Origin of the sequence: Pantoea vagans (assembly GCF_001506165.1) — a bacterium.
GTDB classification, from domain to species: Bacteria; Pseudomonadota; Gammaproteobacteria; order Enterobacterales; family Enterobacteriaceae; genus Pantoea; species Pantoea vagans_C.
In genome coordinates this window covers 3,844,751-3,866,175 of the sequence record NZ_CP011427.1, presented here as the reverse complement: position 1 = coordinate 3,866,175, position 21,425 = coordinate 3,844,751, and the positions used below count along the sequence as shown (strand labels likewise).

Annotated in this window: 15 protein-coding genes, 5 tRNA genes and 3 rRNA genes; 20 read left to right on the top strand and 3 right to left on the bottom strand. The window is 51.8% G+C overall.

Translation table 11 applies throughout. The annotated features are described in order from the left end of the window. Positions 1-3 precede the first annotated feature (3 nt). Positions 4-2,187, bottom strand: coding sequence for a fatty acid oxidation complex subunit alpha FadB (fadB, locus tag LK04_RS17895; protein WP_039329279.1), 2,184 nt, complete (start codon positions 2,185-2,187; stop codon positions 4-6). 186 nt (positions 2,188-2,373) lie between these two features. Between fadB and pepQ the strand changes: the two genes are divergently transcribed. The 10 genes from pepQ (at position 2,374) to birA (ending at position 14,080) form a co-directional block, all read left to right on the top strand. Continuing rightward, positions 2,374-3,705 (top strand): Xaa-Pro dipeptidase, encoded by a 1,332-nt coding sequence (gene pepQ / locus LK04_RS17890; RefSeq protein ID WP_039329281.1) that lies wholly within the window; start codon positions 2,374-2,376, stop codon positions 3,703-3,705. Next, a complete protein-coding gene (locus LK04_RS17885; protein ID WP_039329282.1) occupies positions 3,705-4,322 on the top strand; it encodes an IMPACT family protein in 618 nt (205 codons plus the stop codon). The genes pepQ and LK04_RS17885 overlap by 1 nt, the downstream gene beginning before the upstream one ends. Before the next feature lie 26 nt (positions 4,323-4,348). Beyond that, positions 4,349-5,800, top strand: a complete 1,452-nt coding sequence (gene trkH / locus LK04_RS17880; RefSeq protein ID WP_039329284.1) for a Trk system potassium transporter TrkH — start codon at positions 4,349-4,351, stop codon at positions 5,798-5,800. Between the two features lie 21 nt (positions 5,801-5,821). Next, the gene (gene hemG / locus LK04_RS17875; protein WP_039329285.1) at positions 5,822-6,358 is read left to right on the top strand and encodes a menaquinone-dependent protoporphyrinogen IX dehydrogenase; all 537 of its coding nucleotides are present in this window, start codon (positions 5,822-5,824) and stop codon (positions 6,356-6,358) included. A gap of 408 nt (positions 6,359-6,766) precedes the next feature. Further along, a 16S ribosomal RNA gene (locus tag LK04_RS17870) occupies positions 6,767-8,306 on the top strand. 89 nt (positions 8,307-8,395) lie between these two features. Next, a tRNA-Glu gene (locus LK04_RS17865) sits at positions 8,396-8,470 on the top strand. 215 nt (positions 8,471-8,685) lie between these two features. Next, a 23S ribosomal RNA gene (locus LK04_RS17860) occupies positions 8,686-11,591 on the top strand. Positions 11,592-11,818: 227 nt separating this feature from the next. After that, a 5S ribosomal RNA gene (gene rrf, locus LK04_RS17855) occupies positions 11,819-11,934 on the top strand. The 16S, 23S and 5S rRNA genes sit together here with 1 tRNA gene alongside, the layout of an rRNA operon. A 149-nt stretch (positions 11,935-12,083) precedes the next feature. Continuing rightward, a complete protein-coding gene (gene murB / locus LK04_RS17850; protein ID WP_039336563.1) occupies positions 12,084-13,121 on the top strand; it encodes a UDP-N-acetylmuramate dehydrogenase in 1,038 nt (345 codons plus the stop codon). After that, a complete protein-coding gene (gene birA / locus LK04_RS17845) occupies positions 13,118-14,080 on the top strand; it encodes a bifunctional biotin--[acetyl-CoA-carboxylase] ligase/biotin operon repressor BirA (protein ID WP_039336561.1) in 963 nt (320 codons plus the stop codon). The genes murB and birA overlap by 4 nt, the downstream gene beginning before the upstream one ends. A gap of 179 nt (positions 14,081-14,259) precedes the next feature. Here the strand turns inward: birA and coaA are convergent, their stop codons facing one another. After that, complete coding sequence (gene coaA / locus LK04_RS17840) at positions 14,260-15,210, bottom strand: type I pantothenate kinase (protein WP_039335880.1); 951 nt, start codon at positions 15,208-15,210, stop codon at positions 14,260-14,262. 204 nt (positions 15,211-15,414) lie between these two features. Then, complete coding sequence (locus LK04_RS17835) at positions 15,415-15,972, bottom strand: GNAT family N-acetyltransferase (RefSeq protein ID WP_039335877.1); 558 nt, start codon at positions 15,970-15,972, stop codon at positions 15,415-15,417. Positions 15,973-16,302: 330 nt separating this feature from the next. On the opposite strand from LK04_RS17835, the gene LK04_RS17830 reads away from it, so the two are divergent. From LK04_RS17830 to rplJ, 10 genes are all read left to right on the top strand, one after another. Then, positions 16,303-16,378, top strand: a tRNA-Thr gene (locus LK04_RS17830). 7 nt (positions 16,379-16,385) lie between these two features. Further along, positions 16,386-16,470 (top strand) — tRNA-Tyr (locus LK04_RS17825). A gap of 190 nt (positions 16,471-16,660) precedes the next feature. Next, positions 16,661-16,735 (top strand) — tRNA-Gly (locus LK04_RS17820). Positions 16,736-16,740: 5 nt separating this feature from the next. Continuing rightward, a tRNA-Thr gene (locus LK04_RS17815) sits at positions 16,741-16,816 on the top strand. Positions 16,817-16,923: 107 nt separating this feature from the next. Then, positions 16,924-18,108: an elongation factor Tu gene (tuf, locus tag LK04_RS17810; RefSeq protein WP_059109759.1), complete on the top strand. Its 1,185-nt coding sequence runs from the start codon at positions 16,924-16,926 to the stop codon at positions 18,106-18,108. Positions 18,109-18,335: 227 nt separating this feature from the next. Beyond that, complete coding sequence (gene secE, locus LK04_RS17805) at positions 18,336-18,719, top strand: preprotein translocase subunit SecE (RefSeq protein ID WP_039336825.1); 384 nt, start codon at positions 18,336-18,338, stop codon at positions 18,717-18,719. A 1-nt stretch (position 18,720) separates the two neighbouring features. Beyond that, entirely contained in the window at positions 18,721-19,266 is a 546-nt protein-coding gene (nusG, locus tag LK04_RS17800; protein ID WP_010616908.1) for a transcription termination/antitermination protein NusG, read from the top strand. 147 nt (positions 19,267-19,413) lie between these two features. Further along, positions 19,414-19,842, top strand: coding sequence for a 50S ribosomal protein L11 (gene rplK / locus LK04_RS17795; protein WP_008108393.1), 429 nt, complete (start codon positions 19,414-19,416; stop codon positions 19,840-19,842). Positions 19,843-19,845: 3 nt separating this feature from the next. After that, positions 19,846-20,550 carry a 50S ribosomal protein L1 gene (gene rplA / locus LK04_RS17790; RefSeq protein WP_034828901.1) on the top strand — a complete coding sequence of 235 codons (705 nt, stop codon included), beginning with the start codon at positions 19,846-19,848 and terminating at the stop codon, positions 20,548-20,550. Positions 20,551-20,899: 349 nt separating this feature from the next. Next, complete coding sequence (gene rplJ, locus LK04_RS17785; protein WP_007886294.1) at positions 20,900-21,397, top strand: 50S ribosomal protein L10; 498 nt, start codon at positions 20,900-20,902, stop codon at positions 21,395-21,397. Positions 21,398-21,425: the final 28 nt, after the last annotated feature.

The window sequence follows — 21,425 nt, the reverse complement described above, 5'->3', positions numbered from 1 at the left end:
ACCTCAGGCACTTTGCAGTGCTGCTTCGTCAATCGGTTGGGCCGCTGGATACCAGCTCTGATGCTGATGGGCTTTCTGTACTAACAGCTCGGGTATGGCATAGAGAGGGCCAAGCGCGGTGTAACGTTTAGCCTGATCGACCAGGTTGCTGGTGCTGAGCGTGTCCATGTAGCGGAAAGCGCCACCTCGGAAAGGAGGGAACCCCAGACCGTACACCAGTGCCATATCGGCTTCAGCGGGTGAGGCGATGATCTTCTCTTCCAGGCAACGCACCACTTCGTTGAGCATCGGCAGCATCATGCGGTTAGCGATGTCTTCATCGCTGAATACGCGTTTGGGTTCGCAAATCGGCTCCAGCAGGGCATCAACAGCCGGATCGGTTTTCTTCTGTGCTTTGCCTTTTTTGTCTTGCTCCCACTGATAGAAGCCCAGGCCGTTTTTCTGGCCGTAACGTTTCGCCTCGAACAGCACATCAATCGCGTCGCGGTAATCTTTCTGCATGCGAGAAGGGAAACCCTGCGCCATGACTTGTTGCGCGTGGTGAGCGGTATCAATACCCACCACATCCAGCAGCCAGGCCGGGCCCATTGGCCAGCCAAACTGTTTCTCCATCACTTTGTCGATTTGGCGGAAGTCAGCGCCATCACGCAGCAGCAGACTGAACGCGGCAAAGTAGGGGAACAGCACGCGGTTAACGAAAAAGCCGGGGCAATCATTTACCACAATCGGCGTTTTGCCCATTTTACTGGCCCAGGCCACCACTTTGCTGATCGTGGCTTCTGAAGTCTGCTCACCGCGAATCACTTCAACCAACGGCATGCGTGGCACGGGATTAAAGAAGTGCATGCCACAAAAATTCTCTGGGCGCTGCAGCGACTGCGCTAACTGGCTAATCGGAATGGTGGAGGTGTTGGAGGCGAGAATGGCATCGTCACGAAGATGCTGCTCAGTTTCGGCCAGCACTTTGGCTTTGATCTGCGGGTTTTCTACCACGGCTTCAACCACCACATCCGTCCGTTCAAACCCGGCGTAATCCAGCGTGGGCTGAATGGTGGTGAGTACGCTGGCCAGCTTAGCGCCATCGATTTTACCGCGCTCCAGTTGCTTGTTTAGCAGCTTACTGGCTTCCGTCATGCCCAGCGTCAGCGCCTGTGGGTTGATATCTTTCATTTTCACCGGCACGCCTTTCCATGCCGACTGATAAGCAATGCCGCCGCCCATGATACCGGCACCCAATACCGCCGCTTGTTGCGGAGCACCGGCTGCACTGCTGTGTTTCTTCGCCAACCCTTTGACATACTGGTCATTGAGGAAGATGCCAACCAACGCGCGTGCCACATCGCTCTGCGCCAGCGGGACGAAGGCGGCCGTTTCCAGTTTCAGTGCATCATCACGGCCCAAACCCGCTGCGGCCTCAATGGTTTTCACTGCGGTGATCGGTGCGGGATAGTGCTTGCCTGCGGTTTGCATCACCATGCTTTTGGCAATGGTGAAGCTCATCGCCGCTTCAATCGGGCTGAGTTTCAAGGGGGCCAGTTTCGGTGCGCGGCGGGCCTGCCAACTGCCTTGTGCTATCGCATCTTGCAACACGGTGAGTGCGGCAGCGCGCAGTTTCTCGCTACTCACTACGGCATCGACCAGACCGAGTTTGAGTGCGCTGGTGCCATCAATATCTTTTCCGGCCGCAATGATTTCCAGTGCACTATCGGCACCCAGCAGGCGTGGCAAACGCACGCTGCCGCCGAATCCAGGCATGATACCCAGTTTCGTTTCTGGCAGGCCGATACGTGTGGTTGGTGTGGCAACACGGAAATCGGTTGCCAGCACGCACTCGCAGCCGCCTCCCAGCGCATAGCCGTCAATCGCTGCCACGGTTGGGACGGGCAGATCTTCCAGGCGATTAAAGATGCTATTGGCAAACGCCAGCCACTGGCTCAATTTCTCTTCTGGCGCATCAAACAGCGACAGGAATTCGGTGATGTCAGCACCGACAATAAACGCCGGTTTGGCCGACGTGAGCAGCAGGCCGCGCAGATCCGGCTGTTTTTCCAGCACGGCGAGGGCCTCGCCCAATGAAGCTACTGTTTTGGTGTCGAGTTTATTCACTGAACCGGGTGCATCAAACACCAACTCGGCGATGCCATCGTCGAGCCAGTGAACTGAAAGGGTATCGCCTTGGTAGAGCATGTCCGTCTCCTGAAACCGCGAAAGGTGATCTGGTCATACCAGATGAATGGGAGTGTGGGCGGCATGTTAATTTTTTGCAAACGAGTCTTTGCTTATTTGGTACGCCGATCACAGCGTGTGCAGCACGGCAACCCAGACGCGGCTGTGCTACACTGCCGCCAATTTCGCGACATCGGAGACAAGTCCATGGATTCACTGAAAACCCTGTATCACGCGCATATCAATACGCTGCAACAGCGGGCGCAACAGGTGCTGGCACGCTTTAAACTTGATGCCATGTTGATTCATTCTGGCGAGCTGTTGACCGTTTTTCTCGACGATCACGACTATCCGTTTAAAGTTAATCCGCAATTTAAAGCCTGGGTGCCGGTCACGCAGGTGCCCAACTGCTGGTTATGGATCGATGGCGTCAATAAACCCAAGTTGTGGTTCTACTCTCCGGTGGATTACTGGCATAACGTCGAGCCGTTACCTAATAGCTTCTGGACCCACGATGTGGATGTTATTGGCCTGAAAAATGCCGATGAGATTGCCCAGCTTCTGCCTGCTCAGCGCGATAATGTGGCTTACATTGGTCCGGTGCCATCGCGTGCCACGCAACTGGGTATCAATAGCGATCGTGTCAATCCCAAAGGCGTGATCGACTTCCTGCATTACCATCGCAGTATCAAAACTGAGTACGAGCTGGCCTGTATGCGTGAAGCGCAGAAGCTGGCCGTCGCGGGCCATCGTGCGGCGAAAGAGGCCTTTTTCTCGGGTATGAGCGAGTTTGATATCAACATCGCCTATCTGACGGCTACCGGTCATCGCGACACCGATGTGCCTTACGGCAACATCATCGCGCTCAACGAACACGCCGCCGTGCTGCATTACACCAAACTTGACCATCAGCCACCGGCGAAGCGCCACAGTTTCCTGATTGATGCAGGTGCAGAATACCTTGGCTATGCCGCTGATTTGACGCGCAGCTATGCGGCGCAAAGTAAGTCTCGCTATGCCGAAATGGTGGACGCGATGAATAAAGAAGAGCTGGCGCTGATTGCCACGCTGAAAGCCGGTGTGCGCTACACCGATTATCACCTGCAGATGCACCAGCGCATTGCGCGCCTGTTACTGAAGTTTGACTTGGTGAAGGGGCTGACCGAAGAGACGCTGGTGGCGGAAGATTTAACCGGTCCATTTATGCCGCACGGTCTTGGCCATCCGTTAGGCTTGCAGGTACATGACGTGGCGGGCTTTATGCAGGACGACAACGGCACGCATCTGGCTGCGCCAGCCCAGTATCCTTATTTGCGCTGCACCCGCGTGCTGGAGCCGGGCATGGTGCTGACCATCGAACCTGGCTTCTACATCATTGATTCGCTGCTGGCCGCGCTGCGCGGCGGCAAGTACAGCCAATACTTTGACTGGCAGGCGATTGACGCATTGAAACCGTACGGCGGTATTCGTATTGAGGATAATGTGGTGATTCACGCCAATCGTGTTGAAAATATGACGCGCGATCTGCATCTGGCCTAATGGATGCTTACGATATTCCCGCTGAGACCGTGAGCCTCAGCGAGGAAACCATCAAGAAGAGCCGCTTTATTACGTTGCTGGCGCATACCGATGGCGTTGAGGCGGCGCGGGCTTTTGTGCAGCAGGTGAAGCAGGAGCATCCCGCGGCCCGCCATCACTGCTGGGCGTGGGTCGCGGGTTCTCCGTCAGATTCGCAGCAACTGGGCTTCTCTGATGACGGAGAACCTTCAGGTACCGCAGGCAAACCTATGCTGGCCCAGTTGATGGGTAGCGGTGTCGGTGAAATTACCGCCGTGGTGGTGCGCTACTATGGCGGCATTATGCTGGGCACGGGTGGGCTGGTAAAAGCTTACGGTGGCGGCGTGCAACAGGGTCTGAAGCAGTTAGCGCGTCAACGTAAAGTGCCGATGCAATCTTTTACTCTGCAATGTGACTATGCCCAGTTGAGCGATATCGAGCGCTTGCTGCAACGTTTTGACGGCATCATCGAAGAGAGCCATTATCAGGATCGTATTGCGCTACGGTTAGCGCTGCCGCATCCACAGATTGATGGCTTTCGGCAAAACCTTTCTGATTACAGCCGGGGCGCGCTGACGCTGATCCCGCTGGACCATTAAAAGCATCTGTTAAAGGAAACGGCTGAATGCATTTTCGCGCCATTACCCGCATCGTGGGCCTGTTGGTGATTTTATTCTCGGTGACCATGATCCTGCCGGGGCTGGTGGCCTTAATTTACCGCGACGGTGCCGGACGCGCATTCAGCCAGACATTTATGATGGCGATTGTGATTGGATCGCTGTTGTGGTGGCCTAACCGCAAAAAGAAAACCGAACTCAAACCGCGTGAAGGTTTCCTGATTGTGGTGCTGTTCTGGACCGTGCTGGGCAGCGTGGGGGCCATGCCTTTTATCTTTGCCGAGCAGCCGCATTTGTCGGTGACTGATGCGTTCTTTGAGTCCTTTTCTGGCCTGACGACCACGGGTGCAACCACCTTAGTCGGGCTGGATACCTTGCCCAAAGCGATTCTGTTTTATCGTCAGATGCTGCAGTGGCTTGGCGGTATGGGGATCATCGTTTTGGCCGTCGCCATCCTGCCTATTCTGGGCGTCGGCGGTATGCAGTTGTATCGCGCTGAAATGCCAGGACCGCTGAAAGATAATAAAATGCGTCCGCGTATTGCTGAAACGGCTAAAACATTGTGGCTGATCTACGTCCTGCTGACCGTGGCGTGCGCGGTAGCGTTATGGCTGGCGGGGATGCCGGTGTTTGATGCTATCGGCCACAGTTTCTCCACCATCGCCATTGGTGGCTTCTCGACACATGATGCGAGTATCGGTTACTTCAATAGCCCCACTATTAATACCATCGTGGCGGTATTCCTGCTGATCTCGGGCTGTAACTATGGCCTGCATTTCTCTCTGTTAAGCGGGCGCAGCCTTAAAGTTTACTGGCGCGATCCCGAATTCCGCATGTTTATTGGCGTACAACTGACGTTAGTGCTGATCTGTACGATAGTGCTGTGGTTCCACAACGTCTACGCCAGCGGCTGGCAAACTCTGAATCAGGCGTTTTTCCAGGTGGTGTCGATGGCCACCACGGCAGGCTTTACTACTGACAGCATCGCACGTTGGCCGCTGTTCTTACCGGTGCTGCTGCTTTGCTCGGCTTTTATCGGTGGCATGGCGGGATCAACCGGTGGTGGTTTGAAAGTGATTCGTATCCTGCTGCTGTTTAAGCAGGGTTCACGTGAACTGAAGCGCCTGGTGCATCCTAACGCGGTTTACACCATCAAATTGGGCAATCGTGCACTGCCGGAACGCATTCTTGAAGCGGTATGGGGATTCTTCTCCGCTTACGCGCTGGTGTTTCTACTGAGTATGCTGGCGATTATTGCGACCGGCGTGGATGACTTCTCTGCTTTTGCGGCGGTGGCGGCAACGCTGAATAACCTCGGACCGGGGTTGGGGGTGGTGGCCGATAACTTCACTTCAATGAATGATGTCGCTAAGTGGATTTTGATTTTGACCATGCTGTTTGGCCGCCTTGAGGTGTTCACACTGCTGGTGCTGTTTACGCCGACTTTCTGGCGTGAATAAAAAGAGAAACAGGATTATTTGATGAAAGCATTAATTCTTTATTCCAGTCGCGATGGGCAAACCCGTGAGATCGCGGCACGTATGGCGCAGGCGTTAGCGCCACAGCAGCTGTGTGATGTGATTGACCTGCTTGAGGCTGAGAAGGTGGAGTGGTCACAGTATGATCGTGTGTTGATTGGCGCATCCATTCGTTACGGTCATTTCCATCCTGCATTGATTAAGTTTGTCTCGCAGCACAAGGCCGAGTTGCAGCAGCGTGTTAGCGGCTTCTTTAGCGTCAACCTGACGGCGCGTAAGGCAGAGAAGTGCACGCCTGTGACCAATGCGTATACTCGTAAGTTTCTGGAACAGTCACCGTGGCAGCCCGATTGCTGTGCTGTGTTTGCTGGCGCTCTGCGTTATCCACGTTATCGCTGGTTTGATCGCATCATGATTCAACTGATCATGCGTATGACTGGAGGTGAGACGGACACATCTAAAGAAGTGGAGTACACCGATTGGGATAAAGTCGCAGTTTTTGCCCAGGATTTTGCACAGTTACCAGGCAAATCGTTGTGAAATAGAGCGTTGTGGCTAAATTTAGGTCGAACGATCATTTTTTTGCAATAAACCCTTGTCAGCCAGAATTAACTCCCTATAATGCGCCACCACTGAGACGGCAAAGCGGCAACGCAGACGGCTCAGCAGGGTGTGAAGTGATTCACCCCGCCGGAGAAAAACGCTGAAAAAAGTGTTTGACTCTGAAGGAGGAAAGCGTAATATACGCCACCTCGCAACAGCAGCTTAAGGCGCTGATTGCACCGCTCTTTAACAATTTATCAGACAATCTGTGTGGGCACTCGCAGGATTGATATCAACGTCTCCGGACGTAAAAAATATCAAGTCTCACGAGTGAACACATAATGAAATTCATTATGACGTTTTACAGATGAGCATCGCTGCACTGGTTGCAGCAAATCAAACTTTAAATTGAAGAGTTTGATCATGGCTCAGATTGAACGCTGGCGGCAGGCCTAACACATGCAAGTCGAACGGTAGCACAGAGAGCTTGCTCTCGGGTGACGAGTGGCGGACGGGTGAGTAATGCCTGGGAAACTGCCTGATGGAGGGGGATAACTACTGGAAACGGTAGCTAATACCGCATAACGTCTTCGGACCAAAGTGGGGGACCTTCGGGCCTCACACCATCGGATGTGCCCAGGTGGGATTAGCTAGTAGGTGGGGTAATGGCTCACCTAGGCGACGATCCCTAGCTGGTCTGAGAGGATGACCAGCCACACTGGAACTGAGACACGGTCCAGACTCCTACGGGAGGCAGCAGTGGGGAATATTGCACAATGGGCGCAAGCCTGATGCAGCCATGCCGCGTGTATGAAGAAGGCCTTCGGGTTGTAAAGTACTTTCAGCGGGGAGGAAGGCGGTGAAGTTAATAGCTTCATCGATTGACGTTACCCGCAGAAGAAGCACCGGCTAACTCCGTGCCAGCAGCCGCGGTAATACGGAGGGTGCAAGCGTTAATCGGAATTACTGGGCGTAAAGCGCACGCAGGCGGTCTGTCAAGTCGGATGTGAAATCCCCGGGCTTAACCTGGGAACTGCATTCGAAACTGGCAGGCTAGAGTCTTGTAGAGGGGGGTAGAATTCCAGGTGTAGCGGTGAAATGCGTAGAGATCTGGAGGAATACCGGTGGCGAAGGCGGCCCCCTGGACAAAGACTGACGCTCAGGTGCGAAAGCGTGGGGAGCAAACAGGATTAGATACCCTGGTAGTCCACGCCGTAAACGATGTCGACTTGGAGGTTGTTCCCTTGAGGAGTGGCTTCCGGAGCTAACGCGTTAAGTCGACCGCCTGGGGAGTACGGCCGCAAGGTTAAAACTCAAATGAATTGACGGGGGCCCGCACAAGCGGTGGAGCATGTGGTTTAATTCGATGCAACGCGAAGAACCTTACCTACTCTTGACATCCAGAGAACTTAGCAGAGATGCTTTGGTGCCTTCGGGAACTCTGAGACAGGTGCTGCATGGCTGTCGTCAGCTCGTGTTGTGAAATGTTGGGTTAAGTCCCGCAACGAGCGCAACCCTTATCCTTTGTTGCCAGCGGTTCGGCCGGGAACTCAAAGGAGACTGCCAGTGATAAACTGGAGGAAGGTGGGGATGACGTCAAGTCATCATGGCCCTTACGAGTAGGGCTACACACGTGCTACAATGGCGCATACAAAGAGAAGCGACCTCGCGAGAGCAAGCGGACCTCATAAAGTGCGTCGTAGTCCGGATTGGAGTCTGCAACTCGACTCCATGAAGTCGGAATCGCTAGTAATCGTAGATCAGAATGCTACGGTGAATACGTTCCCGGGCCTTGTACACACCGCCCGTCACACCATGGGAGTGGGTTGCAAAAGAAGTAGGTAGCTTAACCTTCGGGAGGGCGCTTACCACTTTGTGATTCATGACTGGGGTGAAGTCGTAACAAGGTAACCGTAGGGGAACCTGCGGTTGGATCACCTCCTTACCTGAAGATACTTTCCCGCGAAGTGCTCACACAGATTGTCTGATAGAAAAGTAATGAGCAAGACGGCTGCGAAGTCGTGACATGTATGTGTCCCCTTCGTCTAGCGGTTAGGACTCCGCCCTTTCACGGCGGCAACAGGGGTTCGAATCCCCTAGGGGACGCCACTTGCTTGGTGACAGGTGAAAGGTGTCTCCACGAAATATCTCAAAACTGACGGTAACGTCGAGTTTGAGATATTGCTCTTTAACAATCCGGAACAAGCTGAAAATTGAAACGACGTGTCGGTTCATTTCTCCGTAATAAGAAATGAATGATGACATGTTCGAGTCTCTCAAATGCTTGCAGCTTGCATGCGTTGAAAAACGCCTGTGGGTTGTGAGGTTAAGCGACTAAGCGTACACGGTGGATGCCCTGGCAGTCAGAGGCGATGAAGGACGTGCTAATCTGCGTAAAGCGTCGGTAAGGTGATATGAACCGCTACAGCCGACGATGTCCGAATGGGGAAACCCGGTGCACTCTGTGCATCATCGTAACATGAATACATAGTGTTACGAGGCGAACCTGGGGAACTGAAACATCTAAGTACCCAGAGGAAAAGAAATCAACCGAGATTCCCCCAGTAGCGGCGAGCGAACGGGGAACAGCCCAGAACCTGAATCAGCTGGTGTGTTAGTGGAAGCGTCTGGAAAGTCGCAGGGTACAGGGTGATACTCCCGTACACAAAAGCACACCTTCTGTGAGTTCGAAGAGTAGGGCGGGACACGTGGTATCCTGTCTGAATATGGGGGGACCATCCTCCAAGGCTAAATACTCCTGACTGACCGATAGTGAACCAGTACCGTGAGGGAAAGGCGAAAAGAACCCCGGCGAGGGGAGTGAAACAGAACCTGAAACCGTGTACGTACAAGCAGTGGGAGCCTACTTGTTAGGTGACTGCGTACCTTTTGTATAATGGGTCAGCGACTTATATTCTGTAGCAAGGTTAACCGTATAGGGGAGCCGCAGGGAAACCGAGTCTTAACTGGGCGTTAAGTTGCAGGGTATAGACCCGAAACCCGGTGATCTAGCCATGGGCAGGTTGAAGGTTGGGTAACACTAACTGGAGGACCGAACCGACTAATGTTGAAAAATTAGCGGATGACTTGTGGCTGGGGGTGAAAGGCCAATCAAACCGGGAGATAGCTGGTTCTCCCCGAAAGCTATTTAGGTAGCGCCTCGTGAACTCATCTTCGGGGGTAGAGCACTGTTTCGGCTAGGGGGCCATCCCGGCTTACCAACCCGATGCAAACTGCGAATACCGAAGAATGTTATCACGGGAGACACACGGCGGGTGCTAACGTCCGTCGTGAAGAGGGAAACAACCCAGACCGCCAGCTAAGGTCCCAAAGTCATGGTTAAGTGGGAAACGATGTGGGAAGGCACAGACAGCCAGGATGTTGGCTTAGAAGCAGCCATCATTTAAAGAAAGCGTAATAGCTCACTGGTCGAGTCGGCCTGCGCGGAAGATGTAACGGGGCTAAACCATGCACCGAAGCTGCGGCAGCGACGCTTAGGCGTTGTTGGGTAGGGGAGCGTTCTGTAAGCCGTTGAAGGTGGCCCGTGAGGGTTGCTGGAGGTATCAGAAGTGCGAATGCTGACATAAGTAACGATAAAGCGGGTGAAAAGCCCGCTCGCCGGAAGACCAAGGGTTCCTGTTCAACGTTAATCGGAGCAGGGTGAGTCGACCCCTAAGGCGAGGCTGAAAAGCGTAGTCGATGGGAAGCAGGTTAATATTCCTGCACTTGGTGTTACTGCGAAGGGGGGACGGAGAAGGCTAGGTTATCCGGGCGACGGTTGTCCCGGTTTAAGCATGTAGGCGGGAGTTTTAGGTAAATCCGGAACTCTTTTAACGCTGAGGTGTGATGACGAGTCACTACGGTGATGAAGTAACTGATGCCCTGCTTCCAGGAAAAGCCTCTAAGCTCCAGGTAACACGAAATCGTACCCCAAACCGACACAGGTGGTCAGGTAGAGAATACCAAGGCGCTTGAGAGAACTCGGGTGAAGGAACTAGGCAAAATGGTGCCGTAACTTCGGGAGAAGGCACGCTGTCGGTAGGTGAAGTCCCTCGCGGACGGAGCTGAAGGCAGTCGAAGATACCAGCTGGCTGCAACTGTTTATTAAAAACACAGCACTGTGCAAACACGAAAGTGGACGTATACGGTGTGACGCCTGCCCGGTGCCGGAAGGTTAATTGATGGGGTTATCCGCAAGGAGAAGCTCTTGATCGAAGCCCCGGTAAACGGCGGCCGTAACTATAACGGTCCTAAGGTAGCGAAATTCCTTGTCGGGTAAGTTCCGACCTGCACGAATGGCGTAATGATGGCCAGGCTGTCTCCACCCGAGACTCAGTGAAATTGAAATCGCTGTGAAGATGCAGTGTACCCGCGGCAAGACGGAAAGACCCCGTGAACCTTTACTATAGCTTGACACTGAACATTGAGCCTTGATGTGTAGGATAGGTGGGAGGCTTTGAAGCGTGGACGCCAGTCTGCGTGGAGCCATCCTTGAAATACCACCCTTTAATGTTTGATGTTCTAACGTAGACCCGTAATCCGGGTTGCGGACAGTGTCTGGTGGGTAGTTTGACTGGGGCGGTCTCCTCCCAAAGAGTAACGGAGGAGCACGAAGGTTGGCTAATCCTGGTCGGACATCAGGAGGTTAGTGCAATGGCATAAGCCAGCTTGACTGCGAGAGTGACGGCTCGAGCAGGTGCGAAAGCAGGTCATAGTGATCCGGTGGTTCTGAATGGAAGGGCCATCGCTCAACGGATAAAAGGTACTCCGGGGATAACAGGCTGATACCGCCCAAGAGTTCATATCGACGGCGGTGTTTGGCACCTCGATGTCGGCTCATCACATCCTGGGGCTGAAGTAGGTCCCAAGGGTACGGCTGTTCGCCGTTTAAAGTGGTACGCGAGCTGGGTTTAGAACGTCGTGAGACAGTTCGGTCCCTATCTGCCGTGGGCGCTGGAGAATTGAGGGGGGTTGCTCCTAGTACGAGAGGACCGGAGTGAACGCACCACTGGTGTTCGGGTTGTCATGCCAATGGCATTGCCCGGTAGCTAAGTGCGGAAAAGATAAGTGCTGAAAGCATCTAAGCACGAAACTTGCCCCAAGATGAGTTCTCCCTGGGCACTTGATGCCCCTGAAGGGACGTTGAAGACGACGACGTTGATAGGCCGGATGTGTAAGTGCAGCGATGCATTGAGCTAACCGGTACTAATGACCCGTGAGGCTTAACCTTACAACGCCAGAGGCGTTTTTGAAGAGACGCAAAGTAGATTTTCAGCTTGATTCACCGGATTTTAGATTTAGTTTTGTTCTGCGGACATGAGTCCGAAGGATTTTGCGCTGAAGCAAGGCGGCAAGCGAGACGATGTGAAGGAGCATACATGAGTATGTGACTGAGCAGCGCGAACGCAGCCAACGCCGCATCAGCGTAAAAGACACAGGACAGAACACCAAGATTTGCCTGGCGGCTTTAGCGCGGTGGTCCCACCTGACCCCATGCCGAACTCAGAAGTGAAACGCCGTAGCGCCGATGGTAGTGTGGGGTCTCCCCATGCGAGAGTAGGGAACTGCCAGGCATCAAACAAGTGAAGAAGCCCTGAACGAAAGTTCAGGGCTTTTTTACGTCTGCAGATCGATGAATTCCCCCTAAAAGCCACGAAAACATCCCACTTGCGGCTAACTGATCGGGTAAACTACGGCCAGATTAATCAGTAAAGGCCGTGAAATGTCCAGCCCCCGCACTTCTTTAAAAGCTTTCAACACATTGGGTCTAGAGATCAGTACTCAAGCCCTGTATATCGCTGACACGCCCGAAGCCATTATTGATGCCTGGCAAGCGACTCAGCAGCGGCATCAACCTTTCATCGTGTTAGGTGAAGGAAGCAACGTGCTATTTCTTGAGAACTTTAATGGCGGAGTGATCGTCAACGCCATTAAAGGCATCTCTCTTGAAGAGAAAGATGAAACATGGCATTTGCATGTGGGCGCAGGCGAAAACTGGCATGAGCTGGTCGAGCATACTTTAAAGAAAGGCATCACTGGCCTGGAAAACCTGGCGCTCATCCCTGGGATGGCCGGTTCAGCACCTATACAGAATATTGGCGCCTATGGCGTCGAATTCAAAGACATTTGCCACTATGTAGATGCGCTGCACTTGCCCACGCAAAAAATCAGACGCCTTTATCGTGAAGAATGCTTATTCGGCTATCGTGACAGTATCTTCAAGCATGCATTGAAGGATGATTACGTGATTGTTGCCATTGGGCTTTGTTTAGCAAAGCAGTGGAAACCTGTCTTAAGCTATGGCGATTTAGCCAAACTTAACCCTGCCACAGTGTGCGCATGGGATGTGTTCCATGCGGTGTGCCATATGCGAAAAAGCAAATTACCGGATCCCAAGATAACGGGCAATGTGGGCAGCTTCTTCAAAAACCCTCTGATCTCCCATGAACAGGCCTCCGCACTGATGCGAGAGTGGCAAGATATGCCGCATTACCCGCAGGCGAATGGTGAGGTCAAATTGGCCGCAGGCTGGTTGATCGATCAATGTAACCTGAAAGGCTTCAGCGTCGGTGGTGCCGCTGTCCATCGCCAGCAGGCACTGGTATTGATCAATGAAGATCAGGCGACACCGCAAGATATTGTTGGGCTCGCTCACCATGTACGAAATTCCGTTGGTGAGAAATTCAATGTTTGGCTGGAGCCAGAGGTGCGTTTTATTGGTGCTCAGGGCGAACGTAATGCCGTTGAGGTAATTTCATGAAAGATCATAACGTGCCACTCAAATTGGTCGCGCTTCTGGCAGATGGAGAGTTTCACTCAGGTGAACATCTGGGAGAATCGCTGGGCATGAGCCGTGCTGCGATTAACAAACACATCCAGACATTGAAAAGCTGGGGTCTGGATGTTTACACCGTCACGGGTAAAGGTTATAGCTTGCCTGCTCCTATACAGCTATTGGATGAAGCGGAAATCCTGTCACATCTGCAGCAACCGGACCTGGCGGTGATTCCCGTCATTGATTCAACGAACCAATACTTATTAGAACGCATGGACCAGTTGGTATCAGGTTACGCGTGTATTGCAGAATATCAGCAAGCCGGACGAGGCCGTCGAGGCCGCAAATGGTTCTCACCGTTTGGCGCTAATTTATATCTTTCGATGTATTGGCGACTTGAGCAAGGTCCGGCTGCGGCAATGGGGCTGAGCTTAGTGATTGGTATTGTTATGGCTGAAGTGCTTCAGTCTCTGGGCGCACCAGATGTCCGCGTGAAATGGCCAAACGATCTCTATCTCAACGACCGCAAGCTGGCGGGTATTCTGGTTGAACTCACAGGTAAAACCGGCGATGCCGCACAAATTGTCATGGGCGCAGGTGTCAATCTGGTGATGCGTTCAGAAAGTGCGACGGAGATTAATCAGGGCTGGATAAATCTGCAGGAAGCCGGCGTCAAAATTAATCGCAATGAACTCGCGGCTAAAATAATCAATAGCCTGCGTGATGCCTTACCCGTTTTTGAACGTGATGGACTGACGCCGTTTGTGGGACGTTGGGATGCGCTGGATAACTTTATCAATCGCCCGGTAAAACTGTTGATTGGCGATAGGGAGGTTCACGGTATTGCACGCGGCATTGATAAACAGGGCGGATTATTACTCGAGCAGGATGGAGAAATTAAATCTTGGGTGGGTGGCGAAATTTCGCTACGACCAGGTTATTAAGCTTCTTTATTAAAAAAACGCCCTGATATGACAGGGCGTTTATACCCTTCATCCTTCAAATTACAGGTGCGTTGGCTACGTGCATTCACCTCAGTCACTTACTTCAGTAAGCTCCCGAGGATTCATGCACTTGCCGCCTTCCTGAATCTCGAATTATTTTGGGTATAGCTATCTGTTTGTTATTTTCTCAGCCTAACACTTTGAACAGCATGGTCTGCGGATTTCGTCATAATCAAACTCGCACGCTCACGAGTAGGTAGAATGTTTTCTTTTAAATTCAGCCAGTTGATCTCTTTCCACAGCCCTCGGGCGATATTCAATGCTTCTTCTTCGGGTAATTGTGAATAGTGATGGAAATAAGAGTCGGGATCGCTGAATGCCCCTTCGCGAAATTTCAGGAAGCGATTAACGTACCAGTTTTCTAATAAGGCTTCAGGTGCATCGACATAAATCGAAAAGTCGACAAAGTCAGAAACAAATACATGGTGAGGATCGTGAGGATAATCCATACCACTTTGCAGTACGTTGAGCCCTTCAAGAATCAAAATATCGGGCTGTTGCACAACTTTGTCACCATCAGGGATCACATCGTAAATAAGATGCGAATACACCGGTGCTGTGACCTGGCTGGCACCCGATTTCAAATCCGACACGAAATTCACCAGACGATGCATATCGTAGGATTGCGGGAACCCTTTCTTTTTCATCAGGCCGCGTTCTTTAAGCACCGCATTGGGGTGCAAAAAGCCATCTGTGGTAATCAACTCAACTTTACGATGTTCGGGCCAACGGCTCAGCAGTGCTTGCAGCACACGTGCCGTGGTGCTTTTACCCACCGCAACACTTCCAGCAATGCTGATGATGTAAGGGATTTTTTGGCCATTCATGCCTAGGAATTGCTCTAAAACGGCCTGGCGGCGCAAATTCGAGCTGATATAAAAGTTGAGTAGACGGGATAGCGGCAGATAGATTTCTGCGACCTCTTCTAAAGAGAGATCTTCATTGATTCCACGCAGTCGTTCAATCTCGCCTTCTGCCAATGTCATCGGCACTGAATCGCGTAATGCGGCCCATTGCTGACGATCAAACTGCAGATATGGCGTGGTTAGTGGTGTCGTTTTTTTACTCATAAGCATGCATCTGACCGCAAATTCTGGCTCATCAACATCTTGCAGCAGCAAGCATACAATGATGCGGAGAACTCAGTTGCACGTCACGGGGGGTAATTTAACGAGAACAATGGGCTGGAGGGTAACACCAGTGCGACTTCGAAAAGAAGCAAAATGATAAACCTGAGCACGCTTTCGTAAGCGTGCCCGCATTTTTGATATCGCTCAGTAGCTTGTTGCGAGCGTTTCTGCTGCGCTGGTCCGCAAGCGCTTGTAATAGATTGCACCGGGGTGAGGGTGGCCATCGGCGCACAATGCGTAGTCAGGCAGCTCTCCAAGATAGTGATAGCCATGAGCACGGTAGAAGTGCTCGATGGGTGATCCCGCCAGCACATCCAAATACAACAGGCTACGTTGGTAACTCTCCGCTTTACTCTCCAGCCTGTTCATCAGTTCGCGGCCAATACCTTCGAGTTGTGCCGTTAAGTGCACCAGTAAGTGCAAGACCTCCGCTCGGTTCCGTCCATCGGGGCGCTGACAGATGCTGAGCTGCACGCTACCCGCTACGCCATCATCTGTTAGCGCAACCCACAGTAATAACTCATGACGTGCCATGCCGTCTCGCAAGCTATGAAAATAGCGTTCGGCTTCCTGATGTGCTTGCTGGCCATGAGAAGAATGGAATGCTGCTGCCATATTGTGTTGAATGGCATCAATCATTAATGCAGCCAGCGCTTTTCGATAGCGAGGCAACGTCTCAGCATTAAGTTGAACAATATTCATAAGGCATTCTCCTCAACCAAACCCAGACTTTTAAACGAAGCAAAATGCGGGCCAGCACAAAAAACCTGCGATCAAGCGTTAAGTGAGAAAAAAATTGACCAAACTGCACAACGAGAATGCAGCATGACCTACAAATGTGCAGAACAAATGACACGGATAAAAAGCTCAGGGCGTAGTTCACTGGCGTAAAAACACACTGCATTTGGGTGAAAAAACTGCATGTAATGGGCTATTTGCGATGATTTGCACAAATAGTAAGCGATAGAACAAAAATGACGATTTTTTTGTTGCATCCTGGGCGCGGTCTTCCTAGAATGCGCTCCACTTGATGCCGGCTTAGCTCAGTTGGTAGAGCAACTGACTTGTAATCAGTAGGTCACCAGTTCGATTCCGGTAGCCGGCACCATCAAGTAGGTGGGATTCCCGAGCGGCCAAAGGGAGCAGACTGTAAATCTGCCGTCTCAGACTTCGAAGGTTCGAATCCTTCTCCCACCACCATCTCAACCTCTTGGTTGGGCGTCAGATAAAGTCTTTATCTGGCGGGTGAGTTCATCTCTCTCACCTTCGAATTCAGATTGCGTAGTAACGCAATCAAAGTCGGCCAGAAACTCTGGCAGGCTCGAATAATAGAAGGTCTTCTTTTATTATTCATAAGCTACAGAAAGAACAGGTAGCCGAGTTCCAGGATGCGGGCATCGTATAATGGCTATTACCTCAGCCTTCCAAGCTGATGATGCGGGTTCGATTCCCGCTGCCCGCTCCAGATGTGCTGATATGGCTCAGTTGGTAGAGCGCACCCTTGGTAAGGGTGAGGTCCCCAGTTCGACTCTGGGTATCAGCACCACTTCCTTTATCTCTCTCCTGATTCTCTCTCTGTAAACCAAACAGTCAGGCATTGCCTGGTTGATATGACGATATCTTCGATATATCCGTGTCTTAGAGGGACTAGCGATGGCTAAAGAGCAATTTCAACGTAACAAACTGCACGTAAACGTGGGCACCATCGGTCACGTTGACCACGGTAAAACCACCCTGACTGCTGCAATCACCACCGTTCTGGCTAAAACCTACGGCGGTAAGGCAAGTAAATTCGACGAGATCGATAAAGCGCCTGAAGAGAAAGCACGTGGTATCACCATCAACACTTCACACGTTGAATATGAAACCCCGACTCGTCACTACGCTCACGTTGACTGCCCAGGCCACGCCGACTATGTGAAAAACATGATCACCGGTGCTGCGCAGATGGACGGCGCGATCCTGGTTGTTGCTGCGACTGATGGCCCAATGCCACAGACCCGTGAGCACATCCTGCTGGGTCGTCAGGTTGGCGTTCCTTACATCATCGTGTTCCTGAACAAGTGCGACATGGTTGATGACGAAGAGCTGCTGGAACTGGTAGAGATGGAAGTTCGTGACCTGCTGTCAGCATACGACTTCCCAGGCGATGATACTCCAATCATCCGCGGTTCTGCTCTGAAAGCGCTGGAAGGCGACGCTGAGTGGGAAGCTAAGATCATTGAGCTGGCTGGTCACCTGGATACCTATATCCCAGAGCCAGTACGTGCAATCGACATGCCGTTCCTGCTGCCAATCGAAGACGTATTCTCAATCTCAGGCCGTGGTACTGTTGTAACCGGTCGTGTTGAGCGCGGTATCGTTAAAGTGGGCGACGAAGTTGAAGTTGTTGGCCTGAAAGACACTGTGAAATCAACCTGTACTGGCGTTGAAATGTTCCGCAAACTGCTGGACCAGGGTCAGGCTGGCGAGAACTGTGGTGTTCTGCTGCGTGGTATCAAGCGCGAAGACATCGAGCGTGGTCAGGTACTGGCTAAGCCAGGCACCATCAAGCCACATACTCAGTTCACTTCAGAAGTTTACGTTCTGTCTAAAGATGAAGGCGGCCGTCATACTCCGTTCTTCAAAGGCTACCGTCCTCAGTTCTACTTCCGTACTACTGACGTGACCGGCGACGTTCAACTGCCAGAAGGCGTTGAAATGGTAATGCCAGGCGACAACGTGAAAATGACTGTTACTCTGATCAAGCCAATCGCTATGGATCAGGGTCTGCGTTTCGCAATCCGTGAAGGCGGCCGTACTGTTGGTGCGGGTGTTGTTGCTGAAATCATCGCTTAATTGCGATAATATTTGACGCAATGCACATGAAAAGGGCATCATTTGATGCCCTTTTTGCACGCTGTTACATAGAACCTGGCTCATCAGTGATTTTCGATCATAATCATTGCTGAGACAGGCTCTGGTCTACGGCGTCGGATACCGAGTTACGCCCAAAAGCTCATTCGGTTTGGATGCCTCGCTCTGCGGGGCAGAATTGTTTCTGAATTATTGTGGCAGGTTGGTTTATGAGTGCGAATACCGAAGCTCAAGGAAGCGGACGCGGCCTGGAAGCGATAAAGTGGATTGGTGTTATCGCATTGCTGTTAGTAGCAATCGTGGGTAACTATATTTATCGTGATGTCACGCTGCCTCTGCGCGCGCTGGCTGTTGTAGTACTGATCGCTGCGGCGGGCGGTATTGCGTTGCTGACTATTAAAGGCAAAGCGACCGTGGCTTTTGCTCGTGAAGCAAGAACCGAAATGCGTAAGGTCATTTGGCCGACTCGCCAGGAAACATTGCACACCACGTTAATCGTTGCCGCGGTCACTGCCGTGATGTCACTGATTTTGTGGGGGCTGGATGGTATTCTGGTCCGTCTGGTATCGTTTATTACTGGCCTGAGGTTCTGAGATGTCTGAAGCTCCAAAAAAACGCTGGTACGTCGTTCAGGCGTTTTCCGGTTTTGAAGCCCGCGTAGCGAAGTCGCTGCAAGAGCATATCAAACTGCACAACATGGAAGAACTGTTTGGCGAAGTCATGGTGCCGACTGAAGAAGTCGTGGAAATCCGTGGCGGCCAGCGTCGCAAAAGCGAACGTAAATTCTTCCCTGGCTACGTACTGGTCCAGATGGTGATGAATGACGCCAGCTGGCACTTAGTGCGCAGTGTACCGCGTGTAATGGGCTTCATTGGTGGTACCTCTGACCGTCCTGCACCGATTAGTGACAAAGAAGTCGATGCGATTATGAACCGCCTGCAGCAGGTAGGTGATAAGCCGCGTCCGAAAACGCTGTTCGAACCAGGCGAGATGGTACGTGTCAACGACGGTCCATTTGCTGACTTCAACGGTGTGGTGGAAGAAGTGGATTACGAAAAGAGCCGCCTAAAGGTTTCTGTTTCCATCTTCGGTCGTGCAACACCAGTAGAACTCGACTTTGCTCAGGTGGAGAAAGGTTAACCCGTTTGTTCACTTTTTAGCTCTTGCAGAAGGCGCGAAATTTACCTATAATTTCGCGCCTTTTGTTTTTATGCGCTGGTAACAGCGTGTAAATCGTAATCACGGGGAGCCTGTTTTCAGGCGCTATAACCCATTTGAGGAAATATCATGGCTAAGAAAGTACAAGCCTACGTCAAGCTGCAAGTTGCAGCTGGTATGGCGAACCCAAGTCCACCTGTTGGTCCAGCACTGGGTCAGCAGGGTGTTAACATCATGGAATTCTGTAAAGCGTTCAACGCCAAAACAGAATCTCTGGAGAAAGGCCTGCCTACTCCAGTTGTTATCACTGTATACAGCGACCGTTCTTTCACCTTCGTTACCAAAACGCCTCCGGCTGCCGTTCTGCTGAAAAAAGCAGCGGGCATCAAGTCTGGTTCTGGTAAGCCGAACAAAGACAAAGTCGGTAAAGTAACGCGTGCTCAAGTACGTGAAATCGCAGAGACCAAAGCTGCGGACATGACTGGTTCTGACGTAGAAGCGATGACTCGCTCTATCGAAGGTACTGCACGTTCCATGGGCCTGGTAGTAGAGGATTAATAAATGGCTAAGCTGACCAAGCGCATGAGCGTAATCCGTGACAAAGTTGATGCGACCAAGCAGTACGACATCGCTGAAGCTATCGCGCTGCTGAAAGAACTGGCTACTGCTAAGTTCGTTGAAAGCGTTGACGTTGCTGTTAACCTGGGCATCGATGCTCGTAAATCTGACCAGAACGTTCGCGGCGCGACTGTTCTGCCACACGGTACTGGTCGTTCAGTACGTGTTGCCGTCTTCACCCAAGGCGCAAACGCTGAAGCTGCTAAAGCAGCTGGCGCTGAGCTGGTAGGTATGGAAGACCTGGCTGATCAGATCAAAAAAGGCGAAATGAACTTTGACGTTGTTATTGCATCTCCAGATGCAATGCGCGTTGTTGGCCAGTTGGGCCAGGTTCTGGGTCCACGTGGCCTGATGCCAAACCCGAAAGTCGGTACTGTAACCCCTAACGTTGCTGAAGCAGTGAAAAACGCTAAAGCAGGTCAGGTTCGTTATCGTAACGACAAAAACGGCATCATCCACACTACCATCGGTAAAGTGGACTTCGACGCTGACAAACTGAAAGAAAACCTGGAATCTCTGCTGGTTGCGCTGAAAAAAGCGAAACCATCTCAGGCTAAAGGCGTGTACATCAAGAAAGTTAGCATCTCTACCACCATGGGCGCCGGCGTTGCCGTTGACCAGGCTGGTCTGAGCGCAGCAGCAAACTAATTGCTGCTTGAAACGGGCGAAAAATTCATCTAGAATCTTACGCCCGTTGTTCTGATTGAATGCTCAATTCAGAACCCAGATTCAAAGTCACTGATGGTTAAAGCTTAATTGCCCACTCCTTCAGTGACTTAGGTTGGAGCCAGGCCTTATCCTGGCCTCCGTCCAAGACCGCAGGAGCGAAATATCTTCGGGTAAATTGCTTAATACCCTGCGTAGACGGTGACAGAACCAAAAAGAATTTTTTCTTAGCTGGATTCTGCTCACCGTGTAATAGCGCTCGTGACCTTCGGGTTGATGAGTGAAGTGAGTTCCGGGAAATTATTCCCGGTTAAATCCAGGAGCAAAGCTAATGGCATTAAATCTTCAAGGCAAACAAGCGATTGTTGCTGAAGTTAGCGAAGTAGCCAAAGGTGCGCTTTCAGCGGTTGTTGCGGATTCCCGTGGCGTTACCGTTGATAAAATGACCGAACTGCGTAAAGCAGGTCGTGAAGCTGGCGTTTACATGCGTGTTGTTCGCAACACCCTGCTGCGCCGCGTCGTTGAAGGTACTCCTTTCGAGTGCCTGAAAGACACGTTTGTTGGTCCGACCCTGATTGCATATTCTTTGGAACACCCGGGCGCTGCTGCTCGTCTGTTCAAAGATTTCGCGAAAGCGAATGCAAAATTTGAGGTCAAAGCTGCAGCCTTTGAAGGTGAGCTGATCACGGCGGCCAATATTGACCGTCTGGCAACTCTGCCGACTTACGAAGAAGCACTGGCACGTCTGATGTCGACCATGAAAGAAGCCGCTGCTGGCAAACTGGTCCGCACTCTGGCTGCTGTACGCGATGCAAAAGAAGCGGCTTAAGGCCATCTTCTTTTCCTTCGTACTTGCT